Genomic DNA, 19,486 nt, shown 5'->3' with positions numbered 1-19,486 from the left:
AAGGGAATGACCATGATCGAACTCAGACCATTCGCAGAGCTTAGCGGTGCGGACCATGGCTGGCTGAAGGCCAAGCACCACTTCTCGTTCGCGAGCTACTACGATCCCGAGAATGTCAGCCACGGCGCGCTGCGGGTGTGGAACGACGACGAGATCGCACCCAACTCCGGCTTCCCGGCGCATCCGCATGCCAACATGGAGATCATCACCTATGTTCGCGAAGGCGCGATCACGCACCAGGACTCGCTCGGCAACAAGGGACGCACCGAAGCCGGCGACGTGCAGGTGATGAGCGCCGGCAGCGGCATCCGCCACTCCGAGTACAATCTGGAACCGTCCAAGACGAAGATCTTCCAGATCTGGATCGAGCCGACGACGAAGGGCGGTCACCCGACCTGGGGCTCGAAGCCGTTCCCGAAGGCGGACCGCTCGGGCAAGCTCGTCACCATCGCCTCCGGCATCGCCGGCGACAACGACGCGCTGCCGATCCGCGCCAATGCGCGGGTGCTCGCCACCACGCTGAGGGCCGGCGAGAGCGCGGAATACGCCGCCGACAAGGCCCGCCACCTCTATCTGGTGCCGGCGGCCGGCAGCATCGAAGTCAACGGCGTGCGCGTCAATGCGCGCGACGGCGCCGCGATCCGCGATGAAGCCAAGCTGAAGATCACCGCGCTCGAGGATGCCGAGCTCGTGCTCGTCGACGCGGCGTAAGGACCGCAGCCCACTCCGTCATGCCCGGGCTTGACCCGGGCATCCATCGAGCTTCGCAAGGGCTTTTTCGAGATCGATGGATTGCCGGGTCAAGCCCGGCAACGACGGCCCCAAAACCAACTCCCCTAACCTCAACCCAAAGGAGGCCATCATGGCCAAGGTTCTCGTTCTCTATTACTCCGCCTACGGTCACATCGAAGCGATGGCGAATGCCGTCGCGGAAGGCGCGCGCGAAGCCGGCGCCACCGTCGACATCAAGCGCGTGCCCGAGCTCGTGCCGGCCGAAGTCGCGAAAGCCTCGTACTACAAGCTCGACCAGCCCGCGCCGATCGCCAAGATTGACGACCTCCCCAATTACGACGCCATCATCGTCGGCACCGGCACCCGCTTCGGCCGCATGTCGTCGCAGATGGCCAACTTCCTCGACCAGGCCGGCGGCCTCTGGGCTAGGGGCGCGCTGAACGGCAAGGTCGGCGGCGCCTTCACCTCGAGCGCGACCCAGCATGGCGGCCAGGAGACCACGCTGTTCTCGATCATCACCAACCTGTTGCATTTCGGCATGACGGTGATCGGACTGAACTACGGCTTTGCCGGACAGATGAAGCTCGACGAGGTCACCGGCGGCGCGCCCTATGGCGCCACCACGATCACCGGCGGCGACGGCAGCCGCCAGCCCAGCGAGAACGAGCTCGCCGGCGCGCGCTATCAGGGCCGGGCGATCGCGGAGGCTGCCAGAAAGCTGCACGGCTAAGCTTCGCGGCTTGCTACGAGGCAAATGCGATCAGGGCGGCATTCTCATTCGAGAATGCCGCCCTTTGCTCAGTCGTCCTCGCGCGAGGGCGTCGACTTGCCGAGCGCCTGCTTCAGCCGCGCGGTGAGGTCCGGATAGTGACGCAGCGCCAGCACGGCGCGGTCACGCAGCGCGTAAGGCTGCCCGCGCCAGCTCAAGGGTGCGCTGAGATCGACCAGCGGCGTGCGCTGTGGTCTGAACCGCCGCTTGTAGGTGTAATTGCCGATCGAAAAATCGAACTCCCGCACACCGTCTCTGTGCAGCGCTTCGATGGTGCGATCGATGATCAGCCGCCCCGGCGAACAGGCCGACCATTTCTCGCCCGCATTGCTGATGCGGATCATGACGTAGCGCGAGCCGGAGCGGACGCCGAGCAGCGTCGCCACCACTTCGTCATGGGTCGCAAGTGCGGTCATGACCGCATAGCCGCGCGCGGTACCTTCGCGCACCAGGTCGCGATAGAAGGCGGCGCAGTCCGCATTGTCGAGCACGTAATTGAGCCCAAGACCGTTCAGCCGCGCGCCCTGCTGCACTTCCGTGATGGACAGAAGGTCCAGCGCCTCGCCGGTATCTGCGGCGACCCTGAACGAGGCGGACGGCTCACGCGTGAATACGCGCCAGCTCCGTCCCAATTCCTTGCGAACTTTCCGGTTCAGCTCGTAGCGCCAGGCGTTGTGGTCGTCACCGATGGTCAGCAGATTGCCGTTGACGACCGACGGTCCGATGCCATCGAGCAGCGCCAGCGGATTGGATCGCGTCGCGAGCTTGACCGGCATCTTGCGAAAGCGGATCAGATCGGCTCCGCCGGGTGCTTTGCGCAGCGCGGCCTGCAAATCACGCCAAAACTGCCATGCAGCGACGTCGTCGCGCGGTGCGGCAGGGCCGAGGATCGGCGCGTTGAAGTCGGTGAGGTTGAGGTCGGCGAATTCGACGATGCGGAGGCTGCCTTGCCGGTGACAGATCAGCGGCAGCAGCGCCGCTCGTTCGCCGGTTGCCGCATCACTGACGATTGCGATCAGCGGCTCGACACCATCGGTCGACGCGAAGGCCCGGTACCATGACGCATACCATTGCGGATGCTGGAACGCCGTAAGCGGCTCGAACGCGCCCCAGCGCGCGGCGGCATACGCCCAATCGGAAACCAATTCGACGCGATAGCCGACCGCATAGGAAGCGACCCGCGCCCCGAATTTCTCAACCGCTGTCGTCAAGACCGTCATTCCAGCACCTGCTACCGGCAAGCCCGCTTACGCCGCTTCCAACGCCGCCTTGGGCGGGTTCTTGGGCGGGTCCTTGGGCAGGTCGACGATCTTGCCGAGATCGCTCTCGTCGAGGCGGAAGTCGATCGCGCGCCGTATGGCGCGTTCGCGCTTCACCCATTTGCCGTCGCGCAGCAGCTTCTGCATCACCTGCTTGGCGAAGAAAGTGGGGCCGCGGATGCTGCGGCTGCGCGGCGTATAGCCGAAGCGATGACGCAGCATGCCGTTGGCGAGGTGCAGGATCTGGGCGCGGCGGATGTCGTCGTTGACATAGGAGATCGTCATCGAGATGTTGACGGTGTCGAGGTTCTCGACGCGGTGCGGCGCATTGAGCGGCCAGTTCAGCATCTGGCCGGGTTCGAGATCGATCACCTGCGCATGCCAGTCGTACCAGGGCTCGTAGGGGATATCGACCTCGACATCGAACAGCGCGATGTTCTCGAGATGCTCGGGCCGGATGAACGGCTGCGTGCTGGGATAGATGTAGACCCGCTTGCGGCCGGCGATCTGGACCAGGCCCTGCCCCGGCAGATCGGCATGGTAATAGACCTGTGCATCGGGCGACGAAATCAGGATGCCGGCCTGATGGGTCGGCGCATCGAAGCCGGGAACCTTGGTGGCGATCTCACCGAACATCCGCTCGATCATGTCGCGGTAGCGGCGATCGATCGAGGTGACGTTGCGCAGGTTCAGCCACAGGCCACCGCGCGAAATCGCCTCGATCACCTGATGGCCGCGCAGCCTGCCGATCTCGCCCTCGCGCCACACCCGGCTCGATCCCTTGGCGCCGGTCTTGATCAGGCTGTAATGCTCGCGCGGATAGTGCTCGATCAGCTTGGCGAGATCGTCCATCGAAAACGCCGGCTGCTTGTGCATGGTGTGCTCGAGCCGGATCGGCTGATGGCTCCAGAGCCTGGAATGGTTGTCATCCCAATTCGCAAAGATCTTGCCCGTCGTCATGGTCGCGCTCCTGGCTGCGCCGTTTCGCTGCATCCGATGTCCCGTTCCGGGACGAGCCGGCAGCTCTTGGACAGGGATTGGCAAGAACGGTGCCGTCGCGTATGGGCGCGGGGTTACACAACGCTAATGTCTCGCCGATATGGCTAACCGCGACGTTTCCGGAGCCGGCCGCCGTGGCCGACAGGACTGAATGACTGAACCACCCCGATATCGCGCGCTGTTTCTCGGCGCCGGGCCGCGGATGCACTGCGGCGTCGGGCAATTCACCCGCCTGCTGCAGGAGGCGCTCGACAAGCTCGAGCCCGGCGCCAGCACGGCGTTAACCCTGACCCAGACCGACGGCACCATCGCCGAGATCTGGCGCGCGGTCGGCAGCGCGGACAGCGTGGTCTGCAACTTCCCGATCGTGGCCTGGAAGCGCGTGATCGCGCGCCCGCTGCTCGCGCTGCTGTTCGCCCGGCTGCGCCGTCGCAAGGTTGTGCTGATCCAGCACGAATGGGCCGGCCTCAACGGCATCCGCCGGCTTACTTATATCCCCGCTTTGTGGCTCGCCAACACCATCGTGATGTTCTCGCCGCTGGTGCGCCGCGAGCTCGCCGACGACCGCATCATGCGCGGCATGGTGCGGAAATGCGTGCTGGCGCCGCTGCCGCCGAACATCGCGGCGCCGGCCGGCTTTTCGGATTCAATGCTGCTGCAGCGGCTCGTCGCGGCACGCAGCAACGGCCAGCTCATCGTCGGGCATTTCGGCTCGATCTATCCCGGCAAGCAGCCAAACGGGCTGCTCGAGATCGGCGCGATCCTGAAGCAGCGAGGCCTGCAGCCCTTGATCGTCTATATCGGCTCCTTCATCCGCGGCACCGACAACATCGAGCAGAAGTTCTATGCCCGCGTCGCCGAGCTGGGGCTGAAGGGCGACGTAATCGTTTCCGGCTATGTCGCCTCCGATCACGAGGTGTTCGGCCTGCTCGGCGAGATCGACGTGTTCTGCTATTCGCTCGCCGAGGGCCTGACCGCGCGGCGCTCCAGCATCCTGGCCTGCGTGCAGTCGGGCCGGCCGCTGATCGTCACCGGCCCGGCGTTGCCGGACGAATTCGACCATCATCCGCGCTTCAGGGAATTGATCGATCACGGCGCCATCCTGCTGGTGCCGCGTGACGCCGACAGTGCGGCCTACGCCGACCGGATCGTCGCGGCGTTGAAGCGGCCGACCGTGCCCGTGCCCCCGTTCGATTTCGACGGCTGGTGGACGGACGTTGCCAGCGCGGTCCGCGCGCAGCTTTAGACCTCGCCGCGCATCCGGAACCGGGCCAGATAATGCAGCCCGAATACCGCGATCAGGAATGTCACCCAGATCGTATCGGCGCGATCGAGGAAGAAGCTCTCCATCGACGACAGGTAGAGGCCGAACAGCCAGATGCGCAGGAACAGCATCGTCAGCGGCGCATCATTGCCGCCACCATCCGCGGCCTGAAAGTCGCGGAGCGGCTTGACGACCACAGCCGCGATCAACAACACGAGACCCGGCAGGCCGGTCCCCAGCGCGGTATCGAGATAGCCATTGTGGCTGTGCGAGGCGTAGCCCGCCCACTCCTTGCCTTCCTGCAGGTTCTGGATCGCGCTGGTGCCCCAGAACGACTCGAAGCCGTAGCCGGTCCATAGCCGCTGCTGCAGCGATTCGAGGGCGAAGGCCCAGATGTCGGCGCGGCCGGTGAACGAGGTGTCGATCGGCATCCGGCCGGCGATCGCAGCTAGCGTATCGCTCATCACGGTGCCGACGCTGAACAGATTGAGCAGCAGCAGCGGCGCCAGCAACAGCAGCGCGCGGCCCCACAGCGAGCGAACCACCGGCATCAACGCGGTCAGCATCAGCACGGCGACACAGAGCGCGATCGCGCTCTTGCCGGCGGTGAAGAACAGGAACACCGCGGCGAGGGTGGTCACGGCGATGCCCGACAGCCAGCCGCCGGCCCGCATCAGATAGATGCCGAGGAAGATCAGCATCGCCATCATCGCGGCCGCGACGTTCTTGTGGCCGAACGCGCCGCGCCAGTTGCCGGCAAGCGCCGGCTCCTGCGGATCGGTGGCCTGGTGGATCGACAGATGCGGCGCCAGGAAGACGCCGAGGTAACACGTCACGAGCAGGACCAGCGCGGCGATGCCGAACCAGCGCATCAATTCGCCCTGCGATTTCGGCAGCAGCAGCAGCGTCGCGGTCACCACGACGACGAACACCGACAGCGCCAGGCGGCGCAGCGAGGTGGCGGGATCAGACGACAGCACGACGGTGACGCAGATCCAGCCCGCAAACAGCAGGAAGGCCGGCGTCAGCAATGATTTCAGCGCCGGCAGATTGTCGCGCAAGGTCAGCGCCAGCATCGCGACCGTCAGCACGCCGAACAGGGCGTAAAGCACCGCATCCTTGCCGGTGACCACGTCGCCGACATAGAAGCCGCTCAGATCCGCGAACGGACGTAGCGATATCCAGACCAGCAGGAGAGTGCCGACAAAGAATGCGCCGCGGACGATATCCATCACCGGCCGGCGCGCAATGTCGGCGATCAGCGCCCGGCTCTCCGCGGTGACGGACAGATCGCTCACGACGCGATCTTGGAAGCTGCGTAGGGCTGCGGCTCGATGCCGAGCACGGCAAGCGCGCTGCCGACCGCGACCACCATCGGGTGCATCGCGATCACGGCCTGCTGCTCGCGCAGCACGATGCGCGTGAAGCGATACAGCGAGAACGGCACCAGGCCGAACATCTTGGCCTTGACGACCGCGCGTGACCACATTGTCTGCGCCGCCTTGCGCTCGATGTGATAGTTGATCGCGCCGATCCGCAATCCGCGCCGCACGATCCAGCCGAGATTGGTCCGGGTCGAGGGAACGGTCTCGCTGATGACGGCGTCCGTGACCCAGAAGAAGCGAAAGCCGGCGCGGCGCGCTCGCGCGAAGAAATCGTGGTCGCCGCCGCCGAGGAAGTTGAAACGCAGGTCGAAGGCGGGCTGTCCGAGCGTGTCGAACACCGCGCGCCGGATCAGGCAATTGCCGCAGCCATAGATCACCGGAACTGGACCGCTGGCATGATAGGCCGGCGCGAACGCCGGATGACGCTTGAGGCTGCCCTTGTGCTTGTCATCGAAATTCGGCCACACCGGGCCGCCGACGATCTCGGCGCCGGAACTTTCGGCCGCCTGCACCATCCGCTCCAGCCAGTCGGGCGAGGCGACCTCGTCGTCGTCGATCATCAGGAAGTTCTGCGCGTTCGGAAAGGTCTCAAGCGCGGTCTCGAATGCCGCGTTGATCGCCTGGCAATTGCCCTGCCGCGGCTCGACGATGCAGACGCCACTGAGCTTGCCGGAATTGAGAAACTCGGCGGCGACCGGCGCGCTCTCGCAACGCGAGGCGTCGTTCTCGACCACGACGATCGCGAAGCGGCGCTCGGTGCGCTGCGCCGCCACGGACTCCAGCGTCAGCCGCAGGTGCTTGGGGCGCCGGAAGCTTGGAATGCAGATGACGGTCTCGATGGAGCAATCCAGCGCGGGCGAGATAGTGACCCAGGCGCGGTCGGCTACAGCAAGCTCGGTCGACATCTCCATGCCCTCCTGGCAATCGCGATCCGCACGACGCATCGTCCCGGCACGGGTCGGAATGGGACATGGCCGTCCCAAAGTGACCGGCGCGGGCAGCGATACGGCCGCGGATCGAACGTTACGGCGACCTCATGGCAAAATCCGCTCCAGGCGAGACCCGCGTTACCGCAACTTCGTCGCAAGGTTAATTTGAAGTCGAACGAAGCGATTCTGCTGGAATGAGCCGCCGCGTGGGAGCGAGGCCTCGCGATCGGCGTCACGCCGTTAGCTGATCCTTAGGGTTAAGAGCGGTCACGCGCGCGTGCAGCGAGCCTTGCACGCCAGTTGGCATTCAATTTGCTGATCGCCCCATAAATCCTCGATCGATCCGGTCGCAACAACGCAAAACACTGCCTGAGGTTCACCTTGAAAGCGCTCGACCTCGTCTCGCTCGGCACCAAGCACGTCCGCAACGCCCTCTCGGAAGAGCTCTATTTGCGTACCGGACGGGACGTCACCCGCCCGGCCGCGATCTTCGCCGAGGTGGTCGAACGCTGTAACTACAAGTGCCGCTACTGCGACTACTGGCGCCGCCCGAACTATCGCGACGAGATGTCGATCGACGAATGGCAGCGCGCGCTCGCAAGCCTGAAGGAATTCATCGGCGCCTATCACGTCGAGTTTGCCGGCGGCGAGCCCTACATCAAGAAGGGCTTCCTCGATCTGCTGCGGTTCTGCCGCGACAACGACATCCACTGGGGCGTCACCACCAATGGCGGTGCCTACCTCAACAAGAAGATCGTGGCGCAAACCGTCGAAGCGCATCCGTTCAACATCAACATCTCGATCGATTCCACCGATCCCAAGATTCACAACTACTCGCGCGGCGTCGAGAACTCGCTGAGCGACATCGTGCAGGGCATCCGCAACGTCGCCGAACAGCGCCGTGCCGAAGGTCTGGATTTCCCGATCATCATCAAGCCGGTCGTGCACCGGCTGAACTTCCGCCGCCTGCCTGAAATGGTCGACTGGATCCAGCAGATCGGCGCCACCGCCCTGAGCTTCCAGCCGGTCGAGCAGGGCACGCAGGAGGTCGAGGACGAGCTGTGGATTGGCGAGAGCGAGCTGGACGATCTCATCAAGGTCCGCGACGAGCTGTTGCGGATGAAGCGCGAAGGCGCGCCGATCCTCAACGGCGAGGCCGTGCTGCGGGCCTGGCCGAACCATTTCCGCCGCGAGAAGGCGCCGAAAGAAGTGATGCCCTGCCGCGTCGGCATGCGGAATTACTTCATCCGCTCCGACGGCCGTTTGGAAACGTGCTGGTTTTTCAAGCCGATCGGCAACGTGCGTACCCAGACCGCACGCGAGATCTGGTACAGCGAGGAAGCCCGGGCCCGCCGCAAGGAGACTGTCGCCTGCGACAAGCTCTGCCTGTTCACCTGCCTCGCGCAGCGCACGCTACAGGACAAGCTGAAGATGGGCCTGACGCTGTTGACCAACACCAAGGCCGCCTGACGCAGCAAGAGAGAAACAGCAAACCCGGTCTGTCCCCAAGGACGGATCGGGCCTTTTGCTTCATCGTGTTGAGCTCAGCCCGCGAATAGTTTGCGGAACAGGCTCGCGGACTCCGGAAACTGACCGTTGTCGATCTGCGTCGGCCACAGCCCGTCGACATCGAAATAGGCCGCGTAGGCGATCGCAGCCTGATTGGCCGCGAACCAGTCGTGCATCTGCTGCACGAAAAACGCGTTGTCGCCGGATTGGCCGACGCCCCATTCCGGATAGCTCATCAGCTTGCCGTGCTTCGCTGCGAACGTGCGCTGCCATTCGAGACCGAACGGCGCCTTCAGACAGGAATTGGTCCAGCGCTCCGCCGCGCTGCCTTCGGATTTGAAATCGTAGACGTCGAGGCCGATGAAATCGACGACGTCGTCGCCGGGATAGGCGGCGTCGGCCGGCATGTCCTGAGCTCCCCAGCCCGGACACCAGTCGAATTTGAAACTGCGGGAATGGCGACGGAAGATTCCAACCACGTGCCGGAACGCCTTGATGTAATCGTCCTCATGGCCCTTGGCGAACCAGCCCGAGTTGGAGATGTTCATCTCCCAGCCGAGGCGGATGATCGCCTTCGGATGCGCCGCCGCAATCGCGCGTGCGGCCGTCTCGAACTCGGCATCGTGCAGGCCGCCCCCGACATCGGCGAGCGGCGTGCCTGACATGGTGAGCGGCACCGACCACACCAGATTGCGCGCCGGATTGAGCTTCTTCCAGAGCCCCGGCAGCCAATCGAGCTTGTGAAAGTCGTCCCAGCTGCTCTGGCCGTAGAAGTCGACGCCGAGCACAGACGAGCGCGGCCGATTGAGCCATCTCTCCCAAGCCTGCAACACATGCTCGCGGCCGGTCTCGCCCCAATTGACAAAGGCGCCGGCGAACCGCGCCGAACCCGTACCGAGCTGCGATCGGGCTGACGGTGCGGCCCGCGCGGTCGACAATCCGCTGAGGGCAAGCGCCGCGACTGCGAGGACACCGCGCCGCGTGATTCCGCGATCAGTCGGCATCCCGCGCTCCAGCCGGCTCGCGCGCGGCAAGCGTGCCAAAAGCACACAGCGCCGACAGTGCGGATGTCTCGAAATGGACTGATGGTGCGGCCCGCCGTTCGGCCGTGCTGCTTACCCACCGGAAATACCATCGAATCTGCATGTGCACTCGCCTGCGCCGACCAAATCGGCATTCGAGACGCCAGCACTGCAATATCCGGGCAACATCAATATCCAGCGTCAAAATCGCGCAGCCGGACGATGATTTGCAATCCGCTAACGGCCGCGGCGGGCCGTCATTTGGCAATCGTTAACCATCAACGCCGTCGATAGGGTCATCAAATCTCTCCGGCACCGATCTTGCTGAACTGGGGTTCAGGACAAAGTCCGGCGGCCACGATGTACCGCCGTGAAACGGTGTCGCCGGAGAGAGTTACGAGATGAACCCTGTCGCGTTGCTGACCCCGACCTACGGGCGCGATCTGGAAATCTGCACGCTGCTGTGCGAGAGCGTGGATCGTCACGTCACGTCCTTCACCAGGCATTATCTGCTGGTGCCGGATTGCGACCTGCCGCTGTTCGCGCCGCTGGCCAGCGAGCGTCGCATCATCATTCCGGCCTCCTCCTTCCTGCCCGACTGGCTGCGGCCGCTGCCGCGCATGATCCAGCGCAAGCGCCGCCAGTTCTGGTGGTCGCTGCGCGCCAAGCCGGTGAACGGCTGGCACGTGCAGCAGATCCTGAAGATCGCGGCGACGATCGCGTTGCCCTATGAGCGGTTCTGCATCCTGGATTCCGACATCGTGTTCTTCCGCGATTTCGATCTTTCGCGCTTCCAGTATCCGAACACGATCCCGCTGCTGAAAATGGCCGATGCCGTCACCGCCGACCAGCCGCGCCATTCGCGCTGGCTCGAGACCAGCCACCAGTTGATCGGGCTGCCGACGCCGCCTTTCCCGGCGCCGGACTTCATCGGGCACATCATCTTCTGGGACAAGCAGACCACGCGCGCGCTCACTGAGCGCATCGAGGCCGTCTCCGGGATGAGCTGGATCGAGGCGCTGTGCCGGACCCGCGAGTTCTCCGAGTATCTGCTGTACGGCTTTTTCGTCGAGAACGACGAGTCCGCCGCGCTGCGTCACTCCGACGTGCCGAAGACGCCATGCGTCAGCTACTGGGACGATCCGACCCTGAGCAAAGACGAGCTCACCCGGCTGCTGCTACGCGCCAACCGGGACGACGTCGCGTTCTCGATCGCATCGTTCTCAGGAACGCCGGTCGCGACGATTCGTGAGGTCGTGGCCGAGAGCGACGTGATCCTGGCGTCGTCGGCGGCAACAAGGCTCTCGGAGCTCGCCGCATCATGCTGATCGGACAGGCCAGCATCAACCTGACCGCCAACGTGCTCTCGGCGCTGCTTGGACTGCTCAGTGTATTCATCTTCACGCGGCTGTTCGCGCCGCATGACTATGGCATCTATCTGCTCGGTGTCGGATTCGCCTCGGTCATATCGGTCTTTCTGGTCGGGTGGTTTCGCAACCTGATCCTGAGCGGCCACGCCCGCAATGACGGCACCGACGTCCGCGGCCTGGTCGTGTCGGGTTACCTGATCTGCTGCCTCACGGCGCCGATCGCCTATCTGCTGGCCCGCTTCGTCGGCCTCGATGGCGCTGCCGCGCTTGCGGCCGTGGTTCTCGCCATTGCGATCGGCCTCTTCGAGCTGACACAGGATCTGCTGCGTGCACGGCTGAAGGCGCTCTCGGTCATGAAGGCAACGCTGGTCCGCGCGGCCGCCCTGCTCGGGCTCGGTGTCGTGGTTGCGCTGGTCAGCCCGACCGGCGTGCTGCTGCTGCTCGCGGCCTCCACGGCCTATCTCGTCGCCGTGCTCGTGCAATCGCGCAGCGCATGGCACGGCACCGTCGTCAATTTCGACCGTGCCGACCTGCGCTCGCTCGCCCGCACCGGCCTGCCGCTGACCTTGTCGCTGACGCTGCTCGCGATCTCGAGCGTGACCGATCGCTTCATGATCGCGAACCTGGTCGGCGCGGCCGACGCCGGCAAATATGTCGCCGCGCTCGACCTGGTGCGCCAGACCCTGATGATGCCGGCGATGAGCATGGCCGCGGCGTTCTTTCCGATGGCCGTGCAGATCCATGCCCGGCAAGGCGACGCCGCGGTCAGGACCCATCTCGCCGATTGCCTCGAGCTGCTTGCCGGCGTCACGTTGCCGGCCTGTCTCGGCTTCGCGTTGATCGCCCCGCATGTCGCCAACATCATCCTCGGCGCCGATTTCCGCGCGGTTGCAAGCGAGATCATGCCTATCGTCGCGATCGCCGTGCTGTTCCAGGTGCTGACGCAGCAATATCTGCATGCGAGCTTCCTCCTGTCGGGACGCAACTCCTTCTACCTGATCAACACCGCCTCGATCATCGCCGCGAATGTGATCCTGTCCTACGTCCTGGTCAGCCTTTACGGCACCATCGGCGCGGCCTGGGCTCGGCTCGGCGCCGACATCATGGGCTTCGTCTGCGCCCTGATCCTGAGCCGCTTCGCTTTCCGGATTCCGATCCCGCTCGGCCGGCTCGCACTGATCGCGATCGCCGCGCTCGCGATGGCGCTCACCGTCGGCGCGTTCGACCGCGCTCTCAACCTCGCCGATCTCCCCGCCAGCATCGTGCTGATCGGAGCAGGGCTCGTCGTCTACGCCGCGCTCTGCTGGCTGTTCGACATCGCGCGCCTGCGCGGCCGGCTGAAGCGGGGCCTTGTCATGTTCCACACCAGATCCGCAAACAGCAACGTTGGATGAGCCGATGAACAGATCCCTCGCGCTTGCTACGCGCCCCGCCCCGCTCACCGAACTCTCGATGCCCGTCCCCGCTGAAATCCATCCGGAATCGCTGCTGGCCTTGCCGCCCGGCGAAGCCAAGCAGAGCCTGCTCACGGTTCACAGCATCCTCGAGGCCCGGCTGCCGTCCGGTCCGCTCTCGATTTACGAGGCCGGCGGCGGCTCGACCAGCTATCTGCCGCTCGGCGTGCTGCGGCGTTCGCACGTGACCGTCGTCGACATCGACGCCGATCAGATCCGCAACAACAGCTATGCGCAGGAAGCCATCCTCGGCGACATCCAGACCCATCGCTTCCCGCCGCAGCGTTTCGACCTGATCATCTGCTACAACGTCATCGAGCACATCCCCGATGTGGAGGCCGTGCTGAGCGGGTTCTGCGAGGCGCTGAAGCCGAACGGGCTGCTCTTGATCGGCGCACCGAACCCGAAGTCGCTGTCGGGCGTCGTCACGAAATACTCCCCGCACTGGTTTCACGTCTGGTTTTACCGCCATGTGCGCGGCGAGAAGCACGCCGGACTGCCGGGCGAGGCGCCGTTCCCGACCCATTTCCATCCGCTGGTAACCCTCGGCAACCTCGAAGCGTTCGCGGCCGGCCGCGGATTGCAGGTCATCTACCGGAAGAAGTACGAGAGCCCGCGCTATCCCGAGATGCGCCGGCGCAAGCCGCTGCTGGCCGCGATGATCGACGCGGGCGCGAAGACGATCAACGCGTTGCTGCCGGGCAAGATCGACGTCCGGCACGGCGATTACCACGTGATCTTGCGGAAGCTCGGCTCATGAACGCATTGTGGTCGGAAGCCAGGGTCAAGGTCAGCCACCGGCTGGCGATGCATGTGCAGGTCGAGCGTTTTCGCCTGAACAATGCCACGCCGATGGTCACCTTCACCTTTGACGATCTGCCGAAGAGCGCGGCGACGTTCGGCGCCGACATTCTGGAATCCTACGGCGCCCGCGGCACGTTCTACGTGTCGGGCGGACTGGTTGGACTGGACGCACCGGACTGGACCACCGGCAGTGCCGACGACGTCATCTCGCTGCATCGCCGTGGCCATGAGGTCGGCTGCCACACGTTCTCGCACCGCCGCGCCTGCGATCTCGACGAGACCTCGCTGGCCGCGGAGATCGCGCGCAACCGGACCTATTTCCATTCGCTCGATCCGACCATGCCGGTCGAGAGCTTCGCCTACCCGTTCGGCTACGGCTCCTACGCGCGCAAACACCAGTTGCGGTCCGAATTCCGCACCTGCCGCAGCATTGTGCCCGGCGTGAACAGCGGCGAGGTCGACCTGCAATTCCTCCGCGCCATGCCGCTGATCGACCGCCAGATGTCCCGCGACCGGATCGACATGGCCTTCGCCGAGACGGCAAACATCAACGGCTGGTTAATTTTCTACAGCCACGACGTCGCCGAGGCGCCGAGCCTCTATGGCTGCACGCCTGAGCTGATGACCTACGCGCTGGAGGCGGCGGCGCGGCGCAATGTCCCGGTGCTGACGATGGCGGAGGCGTTCCGATGCGCCCGCGCTTAAACCCTTTGTTTGCCTTTCTGGTGAATAGTCGGCGAATGAGTATGGTTAATTTTTCGTGTTGCGCCTCCGCGTCGTCGCGTGCGCGTTGCGTGGCCCGAAACAGCGCTCCTCAGCCGATGCGTGCGGCCATTCAGACGGAAGCTGGGGTCGATGCTTAGCTATGACCAGCCGATTGATCGGGCCAAACCGGAGCCGCGCCGGGGCGCAATCCCGGCCGGCTTCAACGTGCTCGAGCTGGTGCGGCTGCTGTGGGCGCGCAAGGTCGCAATCGTCTCAGTCGCGCTGCTCTGCGCCTGCATCGCGGTCGCGATCGGCAAGGGCCTGACACCGAAATATACCGCGGGCGCCCAGCTCTATGTCGACCCGCGCGAGCTGCAGCTGGTCGAGCGCGAGTTGACCCCCCGCGCCCAGGACGTCTCCGGCCTCGCGATGGTGGTCGAGAGCCAGTCGCGCCTGATCACGTCAAACAATGTGCTGCTGCAGGTGATGCGCGACACCAACCTGGTGAAAGATCCCGAGTTTGGCGGTGGCGCCGCGAGCACGGGCCTGCTCGCCTCGCTGCTCGGCCTGTTCGGCATCGAGCCGCGAACCACGGCGGAACAGCAACAGCAGATCGAGATGACGACGCTCGACACGCTGAACCGGCATATCAACGTCAAGAAGACCGATCGCACCTTCATCGTCGACATCGAGGTGTGGTCGCACGATCCGGTCAAGGCGGCGATGCTCGCCAACGCCATCGCCAAGGCCTATCTCACCGAGTCCAAGCAGTCGCAGGCCGAGGCCGCGCGGCGCGCCACCCGCGACCTGTCCGGCCGGCTGAAGGAGCTGCAGCAGCGCCTGCGCAACGCCGAAGAGGCGCTTGCGACCTACAAGGCGCAGAACAACTTCGTCGGCTCGCAGGACAATCTGCTCACCGACCAGCAGCTCTCGGTCGGCAACCAGCGGCTGGCCGCGGCGCGGGCGCTCACGCTCGATGCGCAGGCCAAGTATGACCAGATCGAAGCCAGCCGTCGCGGGTCGACGGACGCGGGCGCGACCGCCGAAGCGCTGCAGTCGCCGACCATCGCCAATCTGCGCTCGCAATATGCCGATGCCAAGAAGCGGCAGGCCGAGCTGCAGGGCGAGCTCGGGCCGCGCCATCCGGCGCTGCGCCAGGTCGAGCAACAGGTCGAGGACCTGCGCCGGACCATCAAGGAAGAGATCGACCGCTTTGCGGTATCCGCCAAGAACGATCTGACCCGGGCGCGCGACTATGAAGCCTCGCTCAACAAGGCGCTCGACGTTCAGAAGCACCAGAGCGTGCAGATGAGCCAGGCATCGGTTCGGCTGCGCGAGCTCGAGCGCGAGGTCGATGCCAGCCGCGACGTCTATCAGTCCTTCCTCAAGCGCTCGCGCGAGACCGAGGAGCAGGAGAGCCTCAACACCTCGAGCGCGCGCGTGATCGGCGATGCGACGATCCCGCAGCTGCGCACCTTCCCGCCGCCGATGAGCCTGCTCGCGATGATCGGGTTCATGTTTGGTGGCCTCGCCGCCGCGGCGTGGATCGTTGCGGCCAGCCAGCTGGCGCCCGGCGCCGATCCGATCCGCCCCCAGATCCAGCCGAAGCAGGACGCCGCACCGGAGCGGCAGCCCGTCATCGCCAAGGCCAGGCCGCCGGTGCAGCCATCACCCCCGATCCAGCCGGCTGCCGCTCTCATCGACAAGCCCGTGATCGAGAAGCCGCTGATCGCCGAGCTGCAGGAATCCGATGTCATGCGCACGCTTGGCGGAATCCTGACCGGCGACAATCCCGCCGACGTCACGCGGTTCGGCTGGCCGACGCTGCGGACCAGTTCGGCCCTGGGGCCGTTCTCCAACACGATGCGGCAGATCCATGCGGCGCTGGCGACGGGCGCCGCCCCCGAGGCCGTCCCTGTACTGGCCGTGATCGGCACCGCCGACGATCCCGATCGCAGCGTGGTTGCGCTCAACATCGCGCTCGTCGCCGCGCGCGATGGCGCGCGCGTCCTGCTGATCGACGCCGATGCAACCGTCCACGCCCTGACCGACAGGGTTGCGCATCCGATCCAGAGCAGCCCGAGCCGGCTCGACTGGCTCACGATCGGCAGCAAGGCGTCCCGCGCCATCAACACCGCAAACGGCATTGCGATCCTGCCGGCGATCAAGGGCAATCCCGCCAAGGCCAGCGAGGCGATCCAGAAGGCGATCGTGCAGGCGCGCTCCGCCGGCGGCCACGACCTCGTGATCCTCGACGGCCCGCCGATGCCGTGGGGTGCGGACGAACGGCGGCTGTTCGACTTGGCCGACGGGCTGATCGCGGCACTGCCGCTGGATCGCGACATCAACGCGTCGATGGAAGACATCATCAGCGCGCTCGGTGGCGCCGAGCGCAAGCTTGCCGGTGTGGTGCTCAACGAACTGCTGTCCACCGTCGCAGGTCAGCAGCACGACAGGCAGTATGCGTGAGCGACGCGCCAGCTGCGCCGCATTCGGCGTCGCCGCTGCAACATTGATCGCGAGTTGATCTTCCAATGGCCCGGCCATCGATCCCCGCCATCGTCGCCGCCGCATCCATTCTGCTGTCCGTCGCTGCGCGGGCCTGCCCTGCCCTGATCGAAGGCGTCCCGGCGGACCGGATCAAGGCCTTGTCACGCGGCGTCAACGCCGACGGCTGGATCGTCGATCCGCGGTCGGCGCCGCCGCGCGGCCTGCTGCTCGAATTGCGCAAGGCCGGCCTGACCCACATCCGGCTGCCGGTGCCGGCCGACTTCGTCATGCCGCGCTTCGCCACCAAGGCGGAGATCGACAGCCGGCTGCAAACCGTCGATGCCGCGCTGCAGACCCTCCTCGCACTCGGCTATGCCGTATCGATCGACCTGCATTCGGGCCAGCACTTCAACCCGCTGCACAAGGACGATCCGCCCGGCGCCATGACCGAAATGAAGAGCGCCTGGACCGCACTCGCGCAGGTCATGCAGCGCTATCCCTCCGATCGCGTGTTTGCGGAACTGCTGAACGAACCGGAGGTCGATGCCGCGCAGTGGCAGGGCGAAGTCCGGGAACTGGCCGGCTTCATTCGCCAATTGCTGCCGCAGACCACGCTGATCACGGGTCCGGTCAATTGGCAACGTGCGGACTCGCTGCCGGGCTTCGCGCCGCTCGACGATCCGAATGTCGTCTATGCCATCCACTTCTACGATCCGATGGTGTTCACCCATCAGGCCCATTGGGATCGGAGCGAGCCGCTTCACGACGTCGTCGGATTGCCCTTTCCGATCCGTGCCGACGACCCGAAGGTTCAACAATTGCGGGAGCAGCTGACCGCGCTGAACAGGCCCAAGGCGCTTGCGATGGTCGACCGCGCCATCCCGGGCCGCGGCATCGACCAATGGCTCGAGCCCGCGGCCGCCTGGCAGCGGCAATATTCCCGTCCGATCATCATCAATGAGTTCGGGGTGCTGAAGGCCGGGGCGCCGCGCGACAGCCGGTTACGCTGGCTCGCCGGCGTCACGGCCTACGCCCGGCAGCAGTGCTGGGGCTGGACCCATTGGGAACTGTCACAGGGCTTTGGCCTGGCCGACGCCGTCACCGGCAAGGCCGACCGCGACGTGCTGAGGGCGCTGCTCGGGCCGCGCTGACCCATCTGGTTAACCGGTTCTTACACAATGCGCGGCTAGATCGGCGATGCGGGTGTGGCACGCCACCCATCCGGTCATTTAGGTCAGAGCCTGTGCGAGCAGACATAGCCCCGCGGCCGCTGTTGGCCGGCGACCTCGTTCCTGCGCTCGGCATCGCCGTGGCATCGATCGCTTTCGCGCCGATCATGCAGGCGGCCAATGCAGGGCTCGCGATCGCCGTCGAAGGCCTGATCGGTTGCGCCATCGTGCTCGCGGCGCCGGCCTATGCGCCGTCGATCGCCATCTTCATCATCTTCTTCCAGAATCTGTTCGTCTCGATCCTGTCGTCCTACATCACGACCGAGCAGGAGATGGATTTCGTCAAGGGCTACAATTTCCTGATCTGCGCGGTGATGTGGCTGGTGACGCTGGCGCTGTATGTGCTGCGCGAGCGCAAGCATTCGCCCGGCATCGACCGGATCATGAATTGGGGGCTGATGACCCTCGCGGTCGTGGGAGCCTATTTCCTGCTCGGCGCCACGCAGGACCCGCATGCAGCCCTCGTCTATCTGCGCAACATTGCGTTTCCGCTGTTCCTGTTTCAGCTGTCGCTGCTGACCGCCGCAACCTTCGAGATTCGCATCACGCCGTTCCTGGTGACCGTCGCCACGCTGCTGATCGTCTGCGGCTATGTCGAACTGCTGTTTCGCGATTTCTGGCTCGAGATCACCAATGGCTACACGTTCTGGCACTTCGACGAGCTGAAGGCGACCCGCTCCGGAGCCTGGGAAGCCCAGATGCGCCAAACCGGAAATGTCCCGGTGGATCTGATCGACCGCTTCCGTTTCAGCTTTCTCAACAGCCCGCTGTTCGAGGATCTCGGACTGTCGTCGATCCTGCGCATCTTCGGACCGAACATGAGCCCGATCAGCTTCGGCTACGGGATCGCCTTTTCCATCCTGTTCCTGTTCGCGGCCGGATATCGCTGGCTGGCGCTGATCGCGATCCCGTTGCTGATCTTCTGCAGCGTGAAGGGCGCGCTCATCCTGGTCATCTTCGTGGCCCTGGCCTGGACGGCGACCTGGCTGCTCGGCGCCACCATCACCCTTGCCGTCGCGCTGATCGGACTCCTAGGGTACGCCATCGCGGCGATCCACATCGGACTCCAGATCGGTGACTTTCACGTGATCGGCTTCATGGGCGGCTGGGATGGATTCCTGCACAATCCGATCGGCCGTGGCCTCGGCGTCGGCGGCAATCTCTCCGAAGGTTACTTCTCGATCGACTGGGACGCCGCGCAAGCGGCCGGCACGATGGACGGCGCGGTGGAGAGCGCCGTCGGCGTCCTGCTCTACCAGATGGGCATCGGTGCAGTGGTGCCGCTCGGCTTCTTCTTTGCGGTGGCGCTGAAGGCCTGGCGCCTCTACGCCTCGTCCGGAATCCTCATCCAGGGGCTCGCTGCGTTCGGCACGATGGTCGTGCTGGTGAACGGCATCTTCCAGGAGGAGGCGCTGTTTGCGCCGCCGGCGCTCGGGCTGTTGCTGTGCCTGACCGGGCTCGTGATCGGTCATCATTTGCGCACGCAAGGCGACGACCTGAAGGCCTCCGGCGGATAGCACATGACAGGCGATCAAGCCCGGCCGCGGCGCGACCGGGCTCTCCTCG

General features: G+C 65.2%; 16 protein-coding genes. 11 read left to right on the top strand and 5 right to left on the bottom strand.

The genetic code is table 11. From position 1 onward, the window contains the following. Positions 1–12: 12 nt before the first annotated feature. Together ACOIX3_RS06310 and wrbA are read left to right on the top strand one after the other, a co-directional pair. Entirely contained in the window at positions 13–711 is a 699-nt protein-coding gene (locus ACOIX3_RS06310) for a pirin family protein (protein WP_420968928.1), read from the top strand. 151 nt (positions 712–862) lie between these two features. After that, on the top strand, positions 863–1,462 hold the full coding sequence (gene wrbA, locus ACOIX3_RS06305; protein WP_420968927.1) for an NAD(P)H:quinone oxidoreductase: 600 nt from the start codon (positions 863–865) through the stop codon (positions 1,460–1,462). A gap of 68 nt (positions 1,463–1,530) precedes the next feature. Here wrbA and ACOIX3_RS06300 read toward each other — a convergent pair whose 3' ends face one another. Both ACOIX3_RS06300 and ACOIX3_RS06295 read right to left on the bottom strand, forming a co-directional pair. Then, complete coding sequence (locus tag ACOIX3_RS06300) at positions 1,531–2,712, bottom strand: GNAT family N-acetyltransferase (RefSeq protein ID WP_420968926.1); 1,182 nt, start codon at positions 2,710–2,712, stop codon at positions 1,531–1,533. 36 nt (positions 2,713–2,748) lie between these two features. Further along, positions 2,749–3,720, bottom strand: a complete 972-nt coding sequence (locus ACOIX3_RS06295) for a cupin-like domain-containing protein (RefSeq protein ID WP_420968925.1) — start codon at positions 3,718–3,720, stop codon at positions 2,749–2,751. A gap of 190 nt (positions 3,721–3,910) precedes the next feature. On the opposite strand from ACOIX3_RS06295, the gene ACOIX3_RS06290 reads away from it, so the two are divergent. Next, complete coding sequence (locus ACOIX3_RS06290) at positions 3,911–5,005, top strand: hypothetical protein (RefSeq protein WP_420968924.1); 1,095 nt, start codon at positions 3,911–3,913, stop codon at positions 5,003–5,005. Here ACOIX3_RS06290 and ACOIX3_RS06285 read toward each other — a convergent pair. Continuing rightward, on the bottom strand, positions 5,002–6,321 hold the full coding sequence (locus ACOIX3_RS06285; RefSeq protein ID WP_420968923.1) for an O-antigen ligase family protein: 1,320 nt from the start codon (positions 6,319–6,321) through the stop codon (positions 5,002–5,004). The genes ACOIX3_RS06290 and ACOIX3_RS06285 overlap by 4 nt on opposite strands. Then, positions 6,318–7,313, bottom strand: coding sequence for a glycosyltransferase family 2 protein (locus ACOIX3_RS06280; protein WP_420968922.1), 996 nt, complete (start codon positions 7,311–7,313; stop codon positions 6,318–6,320). The genes ACOIX3_RS06285 and ACOIX3_RS06280 overlap by 4 nt, the downstream gene beginning before the upstream one ends. A gap of 405 nt (positions 7,314–7,718) precedes the next feature. Here ACOIX3_RS06280 and ACOIX3_RS06275 point away from each other — a divergent pair, with 405 nt between their 5' ends. Next, positions 7,719–8,807, top strand: a complete 1,089-nt coding sequence (locus ACOIX3_RS06275; RefSeq protein WP_420968921.1) for a radical SAM/SPASM domain-containing protein — start codon at positions 7,719–7,721, stop codon at positions 8,805–8,807. Between the two features lie 74 nt (positions 8,808–8,881). Here ACOIX3_RS06275 and ACOIX3_RS06270 read toward each other — a convergent pair whose 3' ends face one another. After that, the gene (locus ACOIX3_RS06270) at positions 8,882–9,850 is read right to left on the bottom strand and encodes a hypothetical protein (protein WP_420968920.1); all 969 of its coding nucleotides are present in this window, start codon (positions 9,848–9,850) and stop codon (positions 8,882–8,884) included. Positions 9,851–10,269: 419 nt separating this feature from the next. On the opposite strand from ACOIX3_RS06270, the gene ACOIX3_RS06265 reads away from it, so the two are divergent. From ACOIX3_RS06265 to ACOIX3_RS06235, 7 genes are all read left to right on the top strand, one after another. Next, the gene (locus tag ACOIX3_RS06265; RefSeq protein WP_420968919.1) at positions 10,270–11,196 is read left to right on the top strand and encodes a DUF6492 family protein; all 927 of its coding nucleotides are present in this window, start codon (positions 10,270–10,272) and stop codon (positions 11,194–11,196) included. Then, positions 11,190–12,632: a lipopolysaccharide biosynthesis protein gene (locus tag ACOIX3_RS06260; RefSeq protein WP_420968918.1), complete on the top strand. Its 1,443-nt coding sequence runs from the start codon at positions 11,190–11,192 to the stop codon at positions 12,630–12,632. The genes ACOIX3_RS06265 and ACOIX3_RS06260 overlap by 7 nt, the downstream gene beginning before the upstream one ends. Positions 12,633–12,636: 4 nt before the next feature. Beyond that, positions 12,637–13,452: a class I SAM-dependent methyltransferase gene (locus ACOIX3_RS06255; protein WP_420968917.1), complete on the top strand. Its 816-nt coding sequence runs from the start codon at positions 12,637–12,639 to the stop codon at positions 13,450–13,452. After that, entirely contained in the window at positions 13,449–14,201 is a 753-nt protein-coding gene (locus ACOIX3_RS06250) for a polysaccharide deacetylase family protein (protein ID WP_420968916.1), read from the top strand. The genes ACOIX3_RS06255 and ACOIX3_RS06250 overlap by 4 nt, the downstream gene beginning before the upstream one ends. Positions 14,202–14,351: 150 nt before the next feature. Further along, entirely contained in the window at positions 14,352–16,670 is a 2,319-nt protein-coding gene (locus tag ACOIX3_RS06245; RefSeq protein WP_420968915.1) for an exopolysaccharide transport family protein, read from the top strand. Between the two features lie 65 nt (positions 16,671–16,735). Then, positions 16,736–17,842 (top strand): glycoside hydrolase family 5 protein, encoded by a 1,107-nt coding sequence (locus ACOIX3_RS06240; RefSeq protein ID WP_420968914.1) that lies wholly within the window; start codon positions 16,736–16,738, stop codon positions 17,840–17,842. Positions 17,843–17,934: 92 nt separating this feature from the next. Beyond that, a complete protein-coding gene (locus ACOIX3_RS06235; protein ID WP_420968913.1) occupies positions 17,935–19,437 on the top strand; it encodes a hypothetical protein in 1,503 nt (500 codons plus the stop codon). Positions 19,438–19,486 lie beyond the last annotated feature (49 nt).

The organism is Bradyrhizobium sp. B120 (assembly GCF_049075665.1).
GTDB lineage: Bacteria > Pseudomonadota > Alphaproteobacteria > Rhizobiales > Xanthobacteraceae > Bradyrhizobium.
The sequence above is the reverse complement of the archived record's forward strand: the minus strand, read 5'-3'. Positions and strand labels throughout refer to the sequence as shown.